At 73.5% G+C, this 16211-nt stretch carries 15 protein-coding genes and 2 pseudogenes; 12 read left to right on the top strand and 5 right to left on the bottom strand.

What is annotated here, in order from left to right; all coding sequences use genetic code 11:
* Window positions 1-20: 20 nt before the first annotated feature.
* Genes hisN through aroA form a run of 3 tightly spaced genes read right to left on the bottom strand, consistent with a single transcriptional unit; the run spans window position 21 to window position 3330 of the window.
* Window positions 21-812 carry a histidinol-phosphatase gene (gene hisN / locus O7608_RS29145; RefSeq protein ID WP_289207591.1) on the bottom strand — a complete coding sequence of 264 codons (792 nt, stop codon included), beginning with the start codon at window positions 810-812 and terminating at the stop codon, window positions 21-23.
* A gap of 18 nt (window positions 813-830) precedes the next feature.
* Window positions 831-2003, bottom strand: a complete 1173-nt coding sequence (gene rsgA / locus O7608_RS29140) for a ribosome small subunit-dependent GTPase A (RefSeq protein WP_289207590.1) — start codon at window positions 2001-2003, stop codon at window positions 831-833.
* Between the two features lie 7 nt (window positions 2004-2010).
* Window positions 2011-3330 (bottom strand): 3-phosphoshikimate 1-carboxyvinyltransferase, encoded by a 1320-nt coding sequence (gene aroA / locus O7608_RS29135; protein WP_289207589.1) that lies wholly within the window; start codon window positions 3328-3330, stop codon window positions 2011-2013.
* A 50-nt stretch (window positions 3331-3380) separates the two neighbouring features.
* On the opposite strand from aroA, the gene O7608_RS29130 reads away from it, so the two are divergent.
* The 5 genes and pseudogenes from O7608_RS29130 (at window position 3381) to rsrA (ending at window position 7060) form a co-directional block, all read left to right on the top strand.
* On the top strand, window positions 3381-4163 hold the full coding sequence (locus O7608_RS29130; RefSeq protein WP_289207588.1) for an SOS response-associated peptidase: 783 nt from the start codon (window positions 3381-3383) through the stop codon (window positions 4161-4163).
* A gap of 254 nt (window positions 4164-4417) precedes the next feature.
* Window positions 4418-4768 (top strand): annotated as a pseudogene (locus tag O7608_RS29125) (WhiB family transcriptional regulator); the annotation flags it as partial.
* Window positions 4769-4949: 181 nt separating this feature from the next.
* Window positions 4950-5606: an alpha/beta hydrolase family protein gene (locus O7608_RS29120; RefSeq protein WP_289207587.1), complete on the top strand. Its 657-nt coding sequence runs from the start codon at window positions 4950-4952 to the stop codon at window positions 5604-5606.
* 498 nt (window positions 5607-6104) lie between these two features.
* A pseudogene (locus O7608_RS29115) lies at window positions 6105-6770 on the top strand (sigma-70 family RNA polymerase sigma factor); the annotation flags it as partial.
* Between the two features lie 5 nt (window positions 6771-6775).
* The gene (gene rsrA / locus O7608_RS29110; RefSeq protein WP_282229602.1) at window positions 6776-7060 is read left to right on the top strand and encodes a mycothiol system anti-sigma-R factor; all 285 of its coding nucleotides are present in this window, start codon (window positions 6776-6778) and stop codon (window positions 7058-7060) included.
* 73 nt (window positions 7061-7133) lie between these two features.
* Here rsrA and O7608_RS32225 read toward each other — a convergent pair whose 3' ends face one another.
* Window positions 7134-7208 carry a 50S ribosomal protein bL37 gene (locus O7608_RS32225; protein ID WP_370461611.1) on the bottom strand — a complete coding sequence of 25 codons (75 nt, stop codon included), beginning with the start codon at window positions 7206-7208 and terminating at the stop codon, window positions 7134-7136.
* A gap of 145 nt (window positions 7209-7353) precedes the next feature.
* Between O7608_RS32225 and O7608_RS29105 the strand changes: the two genes are divergently transcribed.
* Window positions 7354-7569, top strand: a complete 216-nt coding sequence (locus O7608_RS29105; protein WP_282225795.1) for a biotin/lipoyl-binding carrier protein — start codon at window positions 7354-7356, stop codon at window positions 7567-7569.
* A gap of 14 nt (window positions 7570-7583) precedes the next feature.
* Here O7608_RS29105 and O7608_RS29100 read toward each other — a convergent pair whose 3' ends face one another.
* A complete protein-coding gene (locus O7608_RS29100) occupies window positions 7584-9320 on the bottom strand; it encodes a tetratricopeptide repeat protein (RefSeq protein ID WP_289211090.1) in 1737 nt (578 codons plus the stop codon).
* A 287-nt stretch (window positions 9321-9607) separates the two neighbouring features.
* Between O7608_RS29100 and O7608_RS29095 the strand changes: the two genes are divergently transcribed.
* From O7608_RS29095 to O7608_RS29070, 6 genes are all read left to right on the top strand, one after another.
* Window positions 9608-10687 (top strand): SIS domain-containing protein, encoded by a 1080-nt coding sequence (locus O7608_RS29095; RefSeq protein ID WP_289211089.1) that lies wholly within the window; start codon window positions 9608-9610, stop codon window positions 10685-10687.
* A 40-nt stretch (window positions 10688-10727) separates the two neighbouring features.
* Window positions 10728-12254 (top strand): histidine kinase N-terminal domain-containing protein, encoded by a 1527-nt coding sequence (locus tag O7608_RS29090; RefSeq protein ID WP_289207585.1) that lies wholly within the window; start codon window positions 10728-10730, stop codon window positions 12252-12254.
* Window positions 12255-12626: 372 nt separating this feature from the next.
* The gene (locus O7608_RS29085; protein ID WP_289207584.1) at window positions 12627-14318 is read left to right on the top strand and encodes a nitrite/sulfite reductase; all 1692 of its coding nucleotides are present in this window, start codon (window positions 12627-12629) and stop codon (window positions 14316-14318) included.
* Between the two features lie 19 nt (window positions 14319-14337).
* Window positions 14338-14499, top strand: coding sequence for a hypothetical protein (locus O7608_RS29080; RefSeq protein WP_289207583.1), 162 nt, complete (start codon window positions 14338-14340; stop codon window positions 14497-14499).
* On the top strand, window positions 14496-15257 hold the full coding sequence (locus O7608_RS29075) for a phosphoadenylyl-sulfate reductase (RefSeq protein ID WP_289207582.1): 762 nt from the start codon (window positions 14496-14498) through the stop codon (window positions 15255-15257). The genes O7608_RS29080 and O7608_RS29075 overlap by 4 nt, the downstream gene beginning before the upstream one ends.
* Window positions 15254-16039, top strand: a complete 786-nt coding sequence (locus O7608_RS29070; RefSeq protein WP_289207581.1) for a sirohydrochlorin chelatase — start codon at window positions 15254-15256, stop codon at window positions 16037-16039. The genes O7608_RS29075 and O7608_RS29070 overlap by 4 nt, the downstream gene beginning before the upstream one ends.
* Window positions 16040-16211: the final 172 nt, after the last annotated feature.

Raw genomic sequence — 16211 nt, 5'->3', positions numbered from 1 at the left:
ACGAACCGGACGACCGACCGTCAGCTGAGCCGGTGCAGCAGGTCCGAATGCAGCTTCCCGTTGCTGGCGACGGCGCTGCCGCCGGCCGGCCCCGGCTTACCGGTCAGGTCGGTGAAGGTGCCACCGGCCTCGGTGACGATCGGGATCAACGCGGCCAGGTCCCACAGCGACAGCTCCGGCTCCACCATCGCGTCGACGGCCCCCTCGGCGAGCAGCATGTAGCCGTAGAAGTCGCCGTACGCGCGGCTGCGCCACACCGAGCGCATGATGTCGAGCATCGCGTCCAGCCGTCCCGACTCCTCCCAGCTGGTCAGCGACGAGTAGCAGAAGCTGGCGTCGGCGAGGCGGCGGACCCCGGAGACCCGGATCGGGGTCGCGGCCGCGGTGTGCCGTCCGGCGTACGCGCCGTGTCCGACCGCCGCCCACCAGCGGCGCCCCAGCGCCGGCGCGGAGACCAGGCCGACCACCGGCTGGTCGCGTTCCATCAGGCAGATCAGGGTGGCCCAGATCGGCACCCCGCGGATGAAGTTCTTGGTGCCGTCGATCGGGTCGATCACCCACTGGCGGTTGCCCGGACCGGCCGCCGCGACCGAGGCACCGAACTCCTCGCCGAGCACCCCGTCCCGGGGGCGGGTCCGGGCGAGGGTGGCCCGCAACGCCTTCTCCACGGCGGTGTCCGCATCGGAGACCGGGGTGAGGTCCGGTTTGGCTTCGACACTCAGGTCGAGTGCCCGGAACCGGGCCATCGATATCGAGTCTGCAGTGTCCGCGAGCAGGTGGGCGAGGGAGAGATCGTCGGCGTACCGGGCCATGGCGGGAAAGGTATCGGATTACCGCACGCGATGGTCGGAGGTCCCCTGGTCGGCCTCTCCGGCGCGCGAGTCCAGCAACCGGCGGTACGACGCGAGCCGTCGCGCGTCGGCGTTGCCGGCCGCCACCCAGGCCGCCAGCCGGCACTGCTCGGCCCCGCCGGTGTGCTCGCAGTTCGGCGGGCAGTCGAGACTGCCCTCGACCAGGTCGGGGAATCCGTGCAGCAGGCTGTCGGCCGACACGTGGGCCAGCCCGAAGCTGCGCACCCCGGGCGTGTCGACGATCCACCCCGGATCGGCGTCGCGGTCGGCGCCCGCCCCGGCACGGCTGGCCGCGCCTGGTCCGTCGCCGGAGCTGGCCGCCGGCCGCCGGGGCAGCCGCAGCGCGACGGCGCTGGACGACGTGTGCCGGCCCCGGCCGATCGCGCTGACCGTGCCGACGGCCCGCAACGCCTCCGGGACCAACCGGTTGACCAGGGTGCTCTTGCCGACCCCGGAATGCCCGACGAGCACCGACAACCGGCCGGCGAGCCGCTCGCGCAGCTCGGTCAGGTCGCTGCCCGGCCGGCACAGCACGTACGCCAGGTCGAGATCGCGGTAGTAGTCGACGACCTGTTCCGGGCCGGCCAGGTCGGCCTTGGTCAGGCACAGCAGCGGCGCGATCCCGGCGTCGTACGCGGCGACCAGGCACCGGTCGATGAACCCGGTCCGGGGTGGCGGATCCGCCAGCGCGCTCACGATCACCAACTGGTCGGCGTTGGCGACCACCACCCGCTCCAGTCGCCCCTCCGGGGTGGAATCGTCGTCGTCGGCGGTACGCCGCAGCACCGACACCCGCTCGTCGATGCGCACGATCCGGGCGAGACTGCCGGTGTCGCCCGAGACGTCGCCGACCAGGCCGACCCGGTCACCCACCACCACCGCCCGGCGGCCGAGCTCCCGGGCCCGCATCGCGGTCACCACCGGTGGCGGCCCGTCGGGGGAGTCCGGGGCGGCGTCGGCGAGCACACAGCCGTACCGGCCCCGGTCGACGGTGACCACGAACCCGTCGACCGCGTCGGAGTGCGCCGGCCGGGTCCGGGTACGCGGGCGGGAGGACCGGCGCGGGCGGACCCGTACGTCGTCCTCGTCGTACTCCCTGCGCCGACCGGCCAGGACGGTGCTCCCCTCTACGGATGCCGGTGTCCGCGCCACCGGCTGGTCACGAGTCTGCCAGTTCGCCCGGGTCGCCGGCGGCCACGGCCGACCACAGGGTCGGGAATTCGGGCAGCGTCTTGGAGGTGCAGCCGACGTCGGTCAGCTCGACGTCGGGCACGACCAGCCCGAGAACGGCCGCCGCGTGCGCCATCCGGTGGTCGTCGTAGGTGCGCCAGGTGCCGCCGCGCAACGGTTTCGGGTCGATCTCCAGCCCGTCGGGCAGCTCGGTGACCTGGGCGCCGAGGCCGGTCAGTTCGGCGGCGAGGGCGGCCAGCCGGTCGGTCTCGTGCCCCCGGATGTGCGCGACACCGGTCAGTCGCGACGGCGAATCGGCCAGCGCGGCGAGCGCCGCGAGCACCGGGGTGAGTTCGCCGACCTCCCGCAGGTCGGCGGTGAGGCCGTGGATGGTGCCGGTGCCGGTCACGGTGAGTCCGGCCGGGCCGACGGTCACGGTGCCACCGAGCTGCTCGACGAGGTCGGTCAGCTGCCGGATCGGCTGCACGCTGTGTGTCGGCCAGCCGACCAGGGTGACCGTACCGCCGGTGACCAGCGCGGCGGCGAAGAACGGCATCGCCCCGGACAGGTCCGGTTCGACCACGCAGTCGCGGCCGGCCAGCTCGCCCGGCTCGACCCGCCAGGTGTCGGCCACCGAGTCGTCGACGACGGCGCCGGCGGCGCGCAGCATCTCGACGGTCATCCGCACGTGCGGGGTGGACGGCAGCGCGGCACCGACGTGTCGGACGGTCACGCCGTCGGTGAACCGGGGCGCGGCCAGCAGCAGGCCGGAGACGAACTGGCTGGACCTGGTGGCGTCGACCGTCACGGCACCACCGGGGACCTGCCCGGTGCCGTGCACGGTGATCGGCAGCAGGTCGCCGTCGGCGGCGTCGATGTCGACCCCGAGTGCCCGAAGGCCGGCCAGCAGCGGACCGAGTGGCCGGGTCCGGGCGTGCGGGTCGCCGTCGAAGGTGACCGGGCCGTCGGCGAGCGCGGCGACGGCCGGCAGGAAGCGCATGATGGTGCCGGCCAGACCGACGTCGATCTGCGTCGATCCGCGCAGCGGGCCGGGCCGAACGGTCCACCGCTGCGCCGACGAGGTGTCCAGGTCGACGCCGAGCGCGCCGAGAGCGGCACTCATCAGCGTGGTGTCCCGGGCCCGCAGCGGCCGGGTGACGGTGCCGGGTCCGGCGGCGACGGCGCCGAGCACCAGGGCGCGGGCGGTCATCGACTTCGATCCGGGCAACCGCAGGGCGGTACGGACGCCGCCGGCGGCGGTCGGCGCGCTCCACGGCCGGGGCGGTGGGGGCGTGGTCAGTTCGGGCACCCCTACAGTGTGCCAACCCGGTGCCCGCCGGACCGACTAGCCTGGGCGCCATGTGCGGGCGGTACGCGACCACACGCAGCGCGGCGGACCTCAGCGCGCTGTTCGAGGCGCTGGACGACACGGCGGAACCGCTGGCGGCCGACTACAACGTCGCTCCGACCGACGCGGTGCCGATCGTGCGGTTGTCCCGCCGGGCCGCCGAGGCGGCCGCGCCGGCCGGGGAGGGGGTCGACGCGGGGCAGCCGCCGGCGCGGCGGGTGCTCGGCCTGGCCCGGTGGGGGCTGGTGCCGCCGTGGGCCACCGATCCGAGGATCGGGGCCCGGATGATCAACGCGCGGGCGGAGTCGGTGGCGACGAGCCGGGCGTTCGCCCCGTCGTTCGCCCGCCGGCGGTGCCTCGTGCCGGCCGACGGCTGGTACGAGTGGGTACGCCCGCCCGGCGCACGGCGCGGTGCGGCGCAGGCGTACTTCATGACGCCCGCCGACGGCCGGCAGTTGGCGTTCGCCGGAATCTGGTCGGTCTGGTCGCGGCCCGAGCCGATGATCACCAGTAGCGTGATTACCACCGCCGCCCTGGGCCCGCTGGCCAAGGTGCATGATCGGATGCCGCTGCTGCTGCCGGAGGACCGCTGGTCGGAATGGCTCGACCCGGAGGTGGACGGTACCGCGTTGCTGACCCCACCGGATGACGATTACCTCGGCGGTATAGAGATCCGTCCGGTCGGCTCGGCGGTCGGCAACGTGCGCAACAACGGGGTTGAACTGGTCCGACGGGTCCCACTGGTCGGCGAGCAGGGCGAGGTGGGCGGGCCCGGGCAGGCCAGCCTGTTCTGACTGTCACCCCATGGTACCGCTCCCACCCGCGTACGGCATCAACCGTCGTGACTCCTGGTGTTCATCTGGCCACTGACGTGGAGGTTTGCCAGAGTTGCGACCGAAACGCCGGATCGAATTTTCCCCAGAATCGATCCAGCCCCTTGTACGTGTGTGGCGAAGTGCGATAGAAACCAGCGCCGACAGTGGATTTGGATTCACTCCAAGCAAACGACTTTGATCAATGTCTGTGATCCCACGGGGGAGGTGGGTAAATGACACGGGCGCGAATGCCCCGGCCGCACGAGGTCGCTGCGGCACGCCGCGACCCCAGGCTGCTCAGGGCGATGGCGGAACGCCGTCTGGACGAGGCGTGGCGGACCCGCGGTGTCTGCCAGAGCGTCGACCCGGAGACGTTCTTCCCCGCGCCGAGCGAGCCGCCCGACGCAGCGGTGGCGCTCTGCCGTACCTGCCAGGTGCAGGGGCCGTGTCTGGCCTGGGCGCTCGACGCGGGCGACAGCCACGGGGTGTGGGGAGCGACCACTCCCCGGGAACGTCGGGCCATGCTGGTGGCCTGGCAGGGCTCCGCCGACCCGGACGATGCCGGCCCCGGGGACGCCGACCCTGGGGGCACCGGACTCGACGGCACCGGACTTGCCGGCACCGGACTCGACGGCACCGGTCCCCACCACGCCGGGCCTGGCGGCGCTGATCCCGACGATGCCGGGGTCGACGTCGAGCCGGTGCACGAACGGCTGCTCAGCCTGGTGCCGCTGCGCTGAGGCGGGTCACCGGCACAATGGGCCGGTGACCGAGACCTCACCGGCGGCCGCCGTACCGGAGCTGACCGGCCAGCAACGGACCGTGTCGACCCCGCGCGGGCCCGCCCGGGTCGACCTGGTCGTCCCGGATCCGGCCGTGACCAGTCTGCTCGTGCTCGGCCACGGGGCCGGCGGCGACGTCACCGCCCCCGATCTGTCGGCGCTCACCGCCGCCGCCACCACGGCAGCGGTGGCGGTGGCCCGCGTCACCCAGCCCTACCGGGTCGCCGGCCGGCGGGCCCCGGCCCCGGCCGGCCACCTCGACGAGGCCTGGCACGCCGTCGTGGCCGACCTGCTGGCCGGCTTCGACACCACGCCGGCGCTGATCGTCGGGGGCCGGTCCAGCGGTGCCCGGGTCGCCTGTCGGACGGCGGCCGCGCTGGGCGCGTCCGGCGTCGTCGCGTTGGCTTTCCCGCTGCACCCGCCCGGCCGGCCGGAGCGGTCCCGCCTCGCCGAGCTGGACACCGGCCGGCCGACCCTGGTTGTCAACGGCGACCGGGACCCGTTCGGCGTGCCGGCGCCCGCCCCCGACCGCGACGTGGTGGTCCGACCGGGGCAGCGGCACGACCTGAAGGGCGACCCCGCCGGTACGGCCACGATCGTCGTCCGGTGGCTCGCCGGGCACGGCTGGGCCCGCCCCTGACCGACCAGCTCGGCTCCGGCCCGCCCCGAGCGGCCCGGCCGGGGCGGAGGTGTGGCGTCGGCGCGTCGACCGTGTCCGGCCCCGTCGTGCCGTCGTTGCATCGGATGTCCGTAGCGCCGAGCCGGCGTCCGGCGATGCCGCGGGGGCGACACCACCGCGGGAAACTCCCAGGCCCCTCTCGGCTCCGGTGCCCATCATCGGCACCGGAGCCGGGACGGGCGCCGCACCGGTCCCCGACACCCGCCGCTGGCGCGCTGCCGGAATGCCCGGACACCCACCTGGCGTTACATCCCTCGGAAGTAGCGGCGACGAAGGGTGGAGCGGGTGCGAACCGACATACGGGGCGGGACGCGGGCGGCGGCGGGACGGGTTGCCGGTGGTCGGCTGCCCGGGTCCGCCGACTGGTCACCGGAGCACTGGGCGACGGGCGTACGGGCGGTCGGACAGCCTGCCACACGACTGGTGAGCACGGGCACACCTGACCGAACCACGGTTTCCGGTCGGTCGGTGCGCGTATCCTCGGCGGGACAGTCGAGGGGGGACGAGCGGTTGACCCGATCAGAGCAGACAGAGCAGCGGCGGGCGCGGTTCGAGCGTGACGCGCTGCCCTTCGTCGACCAGTTGTACGCGGCCGCCCTGCGGATGACCCGCAACCCGGCCGACGCCGAGGACCTGGTGCAGGAGACCTACCTGAAGGCGTTCTCCGCGTTCCACCAGTTCGAGGAGGGCACGAACCTCAAGGCGTGGCTCTACCGCATCCTGACGAACACCTACATCAACTCCTACCGTCGGCGGCAGCGTCAGCCGGTGCAGGCCCCGACCGAGGAGATCACCGACTGGCAGCTCGCCGCTGCCGAGTCGCACACGTCCAGCGGGTTGAAGTCGGCCGAGACCGAGGCCCTGGAGCGCCTGCCGGACAGCGACATCAAGAACGCGCTGCAGCAACTGCCGGAGGAGTTCCGGCTCGCCGTCTACCTCGCCGACGTGGAAGGCTTCTCCTACAAGGAGATCGCCGACATCATGGGGACTCCGATCGGGACGGTCATGTCCCGGTTGCACCGGGGCCGGCGGAACCTGCGTGGCATGCTGGAGCGCTACGCCACCGACCGTGGCCTGCACCGGGCCCGGTCGACGAAGCCTGCCGCAGCCGGCCAGGAGGTGTGACGATCGTGCAAGGCGGTGACTCGTTCGACCAGGACTGCCGGCAGGTGCTCGCCGAGGTCTACCTCTACCTGGACCTGGAGTGTGCCGAGGAGCGGCGGCAGCGGATCCGGCACCACCTCGACGAATGCTCCCCGTGTCTGCGGGAGTACGGCGTCGAGCAGGAGGTCAAGGCGCTCGTCGCCCGCTGTTGCGGCAACGAGACCGCACCGGCCGAGCTGCGGGACCGCCTGCGGGCCAAGCTCAGTGAGTTCGTCTTCGACGCCGAATCCCGCGAGTTCCTGCCGGACTAGACCCGGTAGCCCGGCGGTCAGCACTGCGGTCGCCGGTCAGGGCCGCAGCGGCCCCGACCGGCGACCGGCGGCATCAGGAGTTGGGGCGCTTGCCGTGGTTGGCCGCGCTCTTCTTACGTGCCTTCTTCTTGCGAGCCTTCTTGGCCATGTGTCCTCCCGTCGGACGGTGACTCCCGTAGTTCGGGAGCTGACCTGTTGATGCTAGGCCGGCCCGGTCACCGGCATGCGCGGTGGGCACGTGGTGGGATACCTTCCGCATGTCGCGTTCGGCACGTACGAAGGAGGGCCGGCAGATGGCCGAGGAGATCCGGGCCGAGATGGTGGCGAACGTGTGGAAGGTGGTGGCCGCCGCCGGCGACACCGTCTCCGACGGTGACACCCTGGTGATCCTGGAGTCCATGAAGATGGAGATCCCGGTGGTCGCGGAGGCGGACGGCGTGGTGGCACGGCTGGCTGTCAACGAAGGCGACGTGGTGCAGGAAGGTGACCTGATCGCGGTCATCGAGTAGGCGCGCCGTGCCGGTCAGTCCCGGCCCAGTAGCCGGCGGATCAGTCCCGGCCGGCGTTGCCGGGGCACCCGCGCCGACCGGCCGGCGATCCGCCGTGCCGTGGCGGTCGTCGCGGCGTCGAGGTCCGGCGTGGCCAGTGCCAGCTGTGCCAGGGACCACAGGATCGGTACGGTCCGGTGCCCGGCGACGTCGACCGCGTCAGCGAGCCGTTCGGCCACCACCCGGGCCACGTCCGGGCGTACCGCCGGGTCCACCCACGCGGCGGTGACCAGCGCGAACAGCGCGGCCTCGGCGGACCAGTCCTCCACCCCCCAGGCGACGTCGACCAGCACCCGGCGGCGGGTCGAGTCCGGCCATGCCTCGTCGGTACGGTGGTGCAGGATGCCGAGGCACGCCCACACCTGTACGCAGCGGAGCCAGCCGGCCGGGTCGATTCCGACCTCGTCCGGCGTCGACGGCGGGTGCACCAGCAGCCCGAGCAGGTCGTCCAGGTCGAGGGTGGCGAGCACCACCGCGCTGTCGTAGGCCGCCGGCGGATGGTGCCAGACCGGCTGGGCGAGCTGCTGGATCCGTTGGCTTGCCTTGGTCGACGGCCGGTCCAGCACCGGGTCGGCCTGCCAGCCGGCGTAGCGCCACAGCTGTCGGACCGGGGCACGTCGTGGCTGGCGGGGGTCGGGGCTCGGGGTGCGTTGCACGGTGACCGGCAGGCCGGGTAGTTCGGTGCCGAGCAGCCGCATGGCGCTGGGGGGCTCGGGCTGGCGCAGGGACAGCCGGGTCGGCACCAGGCCCCGGGTGAGGGCCCGTTCGATGGTGGCGACCACGGTGCCGCCAGCCGCGGGCAGCCGGGCCAGCCAGGGCCGGTCGTGGCAGCACTCGGCCAGGTCGTGGTGTTCGTGTGAGTCGTCGGGGTGGTCCCGGACGAAGTCGGCGAGGGCGACCAGGTGGCGTAGTTCGCCGTCGCGGCGGTAGCGGAGCCGGTGTGCCGTGTGGACGGCACAGTCGAACGTCGGGTTGCGGGCGAGTGCCTGTTCGATCCAGTCGATGGCCTCGTCGAGGCGCCCGGAGTCGGCCAGGGTGCCGGCGATGTCGGCGTAGATGGACAGGTCGTCCGGGTCGTGGGCGCTGGCCCGCCGGAGCGCGGCGACCGCCTCGGCGGTGCGCCCGGCGCTGCGGTAGGCGTACCCGAGCCACACCTCGGCGAGTTTGGACGGTTCGGCCCGTACCCCCTGCGTGGCCCAGTCGAGTGCGGTGGGGATCTCACCGAGCCGACGGGCAAGGGCCGAGCTGGCGCCGAGCAGCAGGCCGTGGTCGGCGTGCGCGGTGGTGGCGTGCTCGGCCAGTCGCAGGTACGGCAGCAGCGGCGGGCGGTCGACGTCGGGCACCGGATCGGGCACGCTGGCGCAGATCTGCATCAGCACGATGGCGATCTGGTCCGGGTCCAGGCGGGCGGGCAGGTCGGCGGCACCGACCCAGGGAACCCCGGCCCAGTTCACCGTGGGGGCGTGCCCGGTGGCGGCGGCCAGCAGCTCCAACCCTTCGCCGGCCCGCCCGGCGGCGGCCAGCAGGTGCGCCCGGGCGACCACGGTGCCGATGAAGACGTGTTCGTCGAGGGGGAACAGGTCGAGTGCGCCGTCGGTGCGGGCGGCCAGCCGGGTGAGCATCTCGTGCACCTCCGGCATGGTCGGCGCGTGCGTGATGGCGCCGGCGACGTGGTCGGCGGCGTGCCGGTAGTCACCCTCGTCGAGCGCCATCCGGGCCAGTGCCAGCTCACCCTCGGCCGCCAGCCGTGGGTCGTGCAGTCCCTCGGACACGTTTTCCCGATCCTCGTGTCGTGATCGTCTCCCCTTGGCTCCGGGAGCCTAGGGCACGCGGCACCAAACGGCGTACCCTGCGCGGTGCTGATCGTTTCGTTGCCTTCGACGCCCAAATCGTGCAAGAATGAGCACGCTTCACGCTGATTCGCGCAGAACTGGGGAGGCATGCGATGACCAACGGAAATCTGGCGGCCGGTGGCGGGCCTGGTCCGGCCGGTCGTGGCATGGCAGCCGACATCGCCGAGCAACCGGCCGGCTACGCCCGGCTGCTGCAGCCCGACCACGTCGCCGCGATCGCCGACGTCGCCGCGACGATCGTCCGCCGCCGGCCCCGGCACGTGGTCTTCACCGCCCGCGGGACCTCCGACCATGCCGCCCTGTACGCGGCGTACCTCACCGAGATCCGCCTCGGCCTGCCCGCCGGGCTCGCCTCGCCCAGCACGGTGACCCTGTTCGGCGCCCGGCCCGACCTGCGCGACGCCCTGGTCGTCGGGGTCAGCCAGAGTGGCGGCTCACCGGACCTCGCCGAGGTGCTGCGGGTGGCCCGGGAGCAGGGCGCGTCGACCGTCGCGGTCACCAACGCGCCCGACTCGCCCCTGGCGGCGGCCGCCGAACTCACCGTCGACATCGCCGCCGGCCACGAGCGTGCGGTCGCCGCGACCAAGACGTACACCGCCGAACTGCTCGCGCTGCTGATGCTCGTCGAGGGCGTCCGCTCCGGCGACGGGACGCTGCCGGCGGCCGAACGGGCCGTGCTGGACACCCTGCCTGCGCTGGCCGCCCAGGTCCTCGCCGATCCGACCGCCACCGAGCTGGCGCACCGCTACCGGTTCGCGGCCCGGCTGGTCACCACCGGGCGCGGGTACGCCTACCCGACCGCGCGGGAGGCCGCCCTGAAACTGATGGAGACCTGCTACCTGCCGGCGCTCGCCTTCTCCGGCGCCGACCTGCTGCACGGCCCGCTGGCGATGACCGACCCCGACGTGCCGGTGCTGGCGGTGGTCGGCTCCGGTCCCGGTGGCGAGTCGATGCGGGAGGTGCTGCACCGGCTCCGCCAGCGACGCGCCGACGTGCTCACCATCGGTGCCGGTGCCGGTGCCGGTGCCGGTGCCGACACCGGCCGAACCGGCCCGGCCGGCGACGGCGGCCCGGCCACCGCGATCGTGCTGCCCGACGTCGACGAGCGGTACGCCCCACTGCTGGACATCCTGCCCGCGCAGCAGCTCGCCTTGGCCCTGGCGGTCGCCCGTGGCGAGGACCCCGACGCGCCGCGTGGCCTGGCCAAGGTCACCGCCACCCGGTGAGGGGTGTCCGTGCCCTGGCCGGGCATGGCAGGCTACGAGCGTGTCGACCCTGCGTGATCTCGTCGAGGAACACACCACCCTGCGTCCGGTCGACATCGACCACCTGCACCGGCTCGCCGGGGAGTGGCAGCTGTTGTCCGACCTGTCCTTCGCCGACCTGCTGCTCTGGGTGCCGGTCGACGACGACGGGACGTTCCTGTGCGTGGCCCAGGTGCGGCCCACCACCGCCCCGACGGCGTACCAGGACGACCAGGTCGGCCGGACCGTCGACGGCCCGGAGGTCGCCCACCTGACGATCGCGTACCGCCAGGGTCGGATCTGGCGGGAGGGCGACCCGGTCTGGTACGGCAACACCCCGGCCCGGCACGAGGCGATGCCGGTGCGGCTGCGCGCGGCCGACGGCGAGTCCGGGCGGATCATCGCGGTGATCGGCCGGGACACCAACCTGTCCACCGCCCGCACCCCCAGCCAGCTCGAACTCAACTACCTGACCACCGCCGACGACCTGGCCCAGATGGTGGCCGACGGCACCTTCCCGCCGGTGCGCCACCCCGGCGAGACGACCTCGGCGCCCCGGGTCGGCGACGGGCTGATCCGGCTGGACGCCAGCGGCAAGGTCACCTATGCCAGCCCGAACGCGCAGTCGGCGTTCCGCCGGATGGGTTTCGCCGCCCACCTCGTCGGCGAGGACCTCGCCGCACTGTCCCACCGCCTCGCCGACGACCCGCTGGAGGGCACCGACGCGGCCAACCGGATGCTGGTGGCGCTGCGCGGTGAGGCACCGCCCCGCAAGGAGATCGAGGCGCGCGGCGCGACCATGCTGACCCGGGCGTTGCCGCTGATGCCGGCCGGGGTGCCGATCGGGGCCCTGGTGCTGGTCCGCGACATCACCGAGGTCCGACGCCGGGACCGGGCGCTGATCACCAAGGACGCCACCATCCGGGAGATCCACCACCGGGTGAAGAACAACCTGCAGACGGTCGCGGCGCTGCTGCGGCTGCAGGCCCGCCGGGTCGAGCAGCCGGCGGCCCGGGCGGCGTTGGAGGAATCGGTACGCCGGGTCGCGTCGATCGCGCTGGTGCACGAGACGCTCGCCATGTCCAGCGACGAGGCGGTCGAGTTCGACGGCATCGTCGACCGGGTGGCCAGCGCGGCCACCGAGGTCGCGGCGACCGCGGTGCCGGTGGCGATGCGCCGCGACGGCAGCTTCGGGGTGCTGCCGGCGGAGATCGCCACGTCGCTGGTGATGGTCCTCAACGAGCTGCTGCTCAACGCCGTGGAGCACGGCTTCCCCGAGCCGGACGACGACGCCCCGGTGCCGGCGGCGCCGCCGCCGGTCGCCGAGGTGGTCGTCGCGGTGCACCGGCAACGCAAACAGCTGCACGTGACGGTGGCCGACAACGGTCGGGGCCTGCCGGCCGACTTCGACGCCGACGCCGGCAGCCGGCTCGGGCTGCAGATCGTCCGGGCCCTGGCCACCGGCGAGCTGCGCGGCACCATCGAGCTGCGCGACCGCGACGGCGGCGGCACCGAGGCGGTGCTGGTCGTCCCACTGGCCCGCCGCTGAAACAGCGCCGGTGGGTGTCCGCCGCCGACCGGTGGGAGCTGGTCCGCCGCCGACCGGTAGCGGGTGAGTCGGGCCACAGCCCGCCCGTCATGTGGGACATCGGCTACGGTGCGCTGGTCTGACCGGTACGGATGTGGCAACATCCAGGTCATGACCGCTGCCGTTGAGCGCCGCTTCGTGGCCCGCCGCCACGTCGATTACGGTCGCGTCCGCAGCGCCATCTGTCCGGCTGGCTGAGCACGCCCGACCTTTTTGTGTTCCGGGCGGCATCCGCGCCGGCCTCCTCGATCTGGCCAGACCATCGTCGATGGCCCCGAGCGCTGCGTGCCGCCGCCGACCGAGTGACCACCCGCAGACACGGAGGACGCCCCGATGGCGCGCAGCAGCACCCCGACCCGACCCGGCCGCCGGCGCGGCGAGGGGCAGTGGGCGCTCGGGCACCGCGAGCCGCTCAACCCCAACGAGCGGACCAAGAAGGACGACGATCCGCTCAACGTCCGGGCCCGGATCGAGACCATCTACGCGCACGGCGGGTTCGCCTCGATCGACCCGGCCGACCTGCGTGGCCGGTTCCGCTGGTGGGGCCTCTACACCCAGCGCAAGGCGGGCATCGACGGCGGGCGCACCGCCGTACTGGAGCCGCACGAGCTGGAGGACGAGTTCTTCATGCTCCGGGTGCGCATCGACGGCGGTCAGCTGAACCTGGCCCAGCTGCGCACCATCGCCGACATCTCGCAGCGCTACGCCCGGGACACCGCCGACATCACCGACCGGCAGAACATCCAGCTGCACTGGATCCGGGTCGAGGACATGCCGGCGATCTGGAAGGCCCTCGAGGACGTCGGCCTGCACACCACCGAGGCGTGCGGTGACTGCCCGCGGATCGTGCTCGGCAGCCCGGTCGCCGGGGTCGCCGCCGCCGAGAAGATCGACCCCACTCCGGCGATCGACGAGATCGTCCGCCGATACGTGGGCAGCAAGGAGTTCTCCAACCTGCCCCGCAAGTTCAAGTCGTCGATCTCCTGGCTCGCCGACACCCCGCACGAGGTCAACGACATCTCGTTCCTCGGGGTCGACCACCCCGACCACGGCCCCGGGTTCGACCTGTGGGTCGGCGGTGGGCTGTCCACCAACCCGATGATCGCCCAGCGGCTCGGTGTCTGGGTGCCGCTGGCCGAGGTCGCGGACGTCTGGGCCGGAGTGGTCGGCATCTTCCGCGACTACGGCTACCGCCGGCTGCGCCACCGGGCCCGGCTGAAGTTCCTGGTCGCCGACTGGGGCGTGGAGAAGTTCCGCGAGGTGCTGGAGAAGGAGTACCTCGGCCGGGCGCTGCTGGACGGGCCGCCGCCACAGCTGCCGGCCAAGCCGATCGACCACATCGGCGTACACGAGCAGGCCGACGGTCGCCGCTACGTCGGTGCCGCCCCGGTCGTCGGACGGGTCTCCGGCAGCCAGCTCACCGCCCTGGCGGACCTGGTGGCCGCGCACGGCTCGGACCGGGTACGGCTCACCCCGTACCAGAAGCTGCTGGTCCTCGACGTCGCGCCGGACCGCGTCGACTCGCTGGTGGACGGGATGCGCGCGATCGGCCTGGAGGCCCGGCCGTCGGTGTGGCGGCGCGGCACGATGGCCTGCACCGGCATCGAGTTCTGCAAGCTCGCCATCGTCGAGACCAAGCGGCGGGGCGAGGAGCTGGTGGCCCACCTGGAGCAGCGGCTGGCCTCGGCCGGGCTCACCGACGACACCGACATCACGATCCACATCAACGGCTGCCCGAACGCCTGCGCCCGGACCCAGGTCGCCGACATCGGGCTCAAGGGCCAGCTGGTCGTCGGGCCCGACGGCCGGCAGGTCGAGGGGTACCAGATCCATCTCGGCGGTGGCCTGGGAATTGCCCAGGGGCAGACCGCCGGCTTCGGGCGCAAGGTGCGGGGTCTGAAGACCACCGCCGACGAGCTGCCCGAGTACGTCGAACGCGTGGTCCGCCGCTACCTGGCCGGTCGTACCGAGGGCGAGTCGTTCGCCCAGTGGGTCGTCCGCGCCGACGAGGAGGAGTTGCGATGAACGAGCGAGGTGAGGTGCGATGAGCACCGAGACACGCACGGCTCCGCTCTACTGCCCGTACTGCGGGGAGGAGAACCTCCGCCCGCACCCGGACGCGCACACCGCCTGGGAGTGCCACGCCTGCGCCCGGGTCTTCACGGTCCGGTTCACCGGCCTGCTCGCCCGGCAGGTGAACCGATGAGCCCGGTCCTCGCCGCCGACCTGAACCTGATCCGGCTCGGCCCGGACGCCGACCGCCCGCCGACCCGCCGTAGCCCCGCCCAGTTGCGCGAGCTCGCCGAGCAGGCCGGCCGGGAGCTGGACGGAGCGCCGGCGGAGGAGATCGCCCGGTGGGCGGTGGAGACCTTCGGTGACCGGTTCTGTGTGACCAGTTCGATGGCGGACGGGGTGCTGGCGCACCTGGTCTCCCGGGTCGCCCCCGGCGTCGACGTGGTGTTCCTCGACACCGGGCTGCACTTCCCGGAGACGTTGCGGGTCCGCGACCAGGTGGCCGCCACGATGCCGGTCAACCTGCGGTCGATCCGGCCCCGGATGACCGTCGGCCAGCAGGACGGCGAGTTCGGCCCCCGGCTGTTCAACCGGGCCCCGGACGAGTGCTGCGCGTTGCGCAAGGTCGAACCGCTGGAACGGGCCCTGGGCGACTACGACGCCTGGGCGGCGGGGCTGCGCCGTGACGAGTCCCCGACCCGGGCCAACACCCCGGTCGTCGGGTTCGACGCCCGCCGGGGACGGGTCAAGGTGAACCCGATCGCCGCCTGGACCCAGGCGGACGTCGACGCCTACGTCTCCCGCTGGGGCGTGCCGGTCAACGAGCTGTTCCGGCAGGGCTACACCTCGATCGGCTGCTGGCCGTGCACCCGGCGGACCACCGCCGGGGAGGATCCGCGGGCCGGCCGGTGGGCGATGTTCGAAAAGACCGAGTGCGGTCTGCACCAGTGACCGGGTCGACGCGGCCCGCCGACCGGGCCGTCCCGGTCGAGGCCGCGCCGATCGTCCTGGTGGCGCACGGCAGCCGCGACCCTCGGGCCGCCGCCGCCACCCGGGCGCTGGTGCGGGCGGTCGCCGCTGCCCGGCCCGGGGTGGACGTGCGGGCCGCCTATCTCGACCACGCCGGCCCGCGTCCCGGCGCGGTGCTGGCCGACCTGCAGGCCGCCGGCTACCCGGCGGCGACCGTGGTGCCGCTGCTGTTGACCGAGGCGTTCCACGGGCGGGTGGACCTGCCCGAGGTGGTCCGGGTGGCGCGGCGCGACGGCCTGCGGATCCCGGTGGCGCTGACCGACGTGATCGGTCCGCCGTTGGCCGCGCCGACGGTGGATCCGCTGCTGGTCGCCGGGCTGCGTCGGCGGTTGGCCGCCGCGGGCGCCGACTGCGACGCCGTGGTGCTGGCAGCGGCCGGTACGCGGAGCGCGCCGGCCCGTCAGACGGTCGCTCTGGCCGCTGCGGCGCTCGGTGCCGACCTGGGGCTGCCCTGCCTGGCGGGGTACGCCTCAGCGGCTCCACCGACGGCCGGTGAGGCGGTCCGGACGCTGCGGGAGTCGGGGGCCCGGCGGGTCGGGCTGGCCGGCTACTTTCTGGCACCGGGGCTGCTCTACGACACGGCGGTGACCTCGGCCCGGCAGGCGGGGGTGGTCGCGGTGGCGGCTCCGCTCGCGGGCGCGTCGGAGATCGCCCGGCTGGTGCTGCGCCGGGTCGACCAGGTCGCTGTCGCGGTGCCGGTGTGACCGCGGCCGACGGTTTCATGATCCGGCGGTGCGACGGTGCGCTTTCACCGGGTGATCGAATGGCAACCGGTCACGAAATGGTGACCGTTCGACAAACAGTTGTGAGTGGCAATGCACGGCGCCCCGGAGTGACACTCCGGGGCGCCGAACGGACGTCGCGTGGTGGTTAGTG

The organism is Solwaraspora sp. WMMA2056 (assembly GCF_030345095.1).
Lineage (GTDB): Bacteria > Actinomycetota > Actinomycetes > Mycobacteriales > Micromonosporaceae > Micromonospora_E.
Note: the sequence above shows the minus strand (reverse complement) of the source record. Positions and strands in the feature narration are given on the sequence as shown.

Excerpts from the sequence above, each read along its gene's own strand:
- O7608_RS29130 (WP_289207588.1), top strand. The coding sequence starts at position 3,381 with ATGTGCGGGCGGTACGCGACCACACGCAGCGCGGCGGACCTCAGCGCG.
- O7608_RS29085 (WP_289207584.1), top strand. The coding sequence starts at position 12,627 with ATGGCGCGCAGCAGCACCCCGACCCGACCCGGCCGCCGGCGCGGCGAG.
- hisN (WP_289207591.1), bottom strand. The coding sequence starts at position 812 with ATGGCCCGGTACGCCGACGATCTCTCCCTCGCCCACCTGCTCGCGGAC.
- O7608_RS29080 (WP_289207583.1), top strand. The coding sequence starts at position 14,338 with ATGAGCACCGAGACACGCACGGCTCCGCTCTACTGCCCGTACTGCGGG.
- O7608_RS29100 (WP_289211090.1), bottom strand. The coding sequence starts at position 9,320 with ATGGCGCTCGACGAGGGTGACTACCGGCACGCCGCCGACCACGTCGCC.
- O7608_RS29075 (WP_289207582.1), top strand. The coding sequence starts at position 14,496 with ATGAGCCCGGTCCTCGCCGCCGACCTGAACCTGATCCGGCTCGGCCCG.
- O7608_RS29095 (WP_289211089.1), top strand. The coding sequence starts at position 9,608 with ATGGCAGCCGACATCGCCGAGCAACCGGCCGGCTACGCCCGGCTGCTG.
- O7608_RS29105 (WP_282225795.1), top strand. The coding sequence starts at position 7,354 with ATGGCCGAGGAGATCCGGGCCGAGATGGTGGCGAACGTGTGGAAGGTG.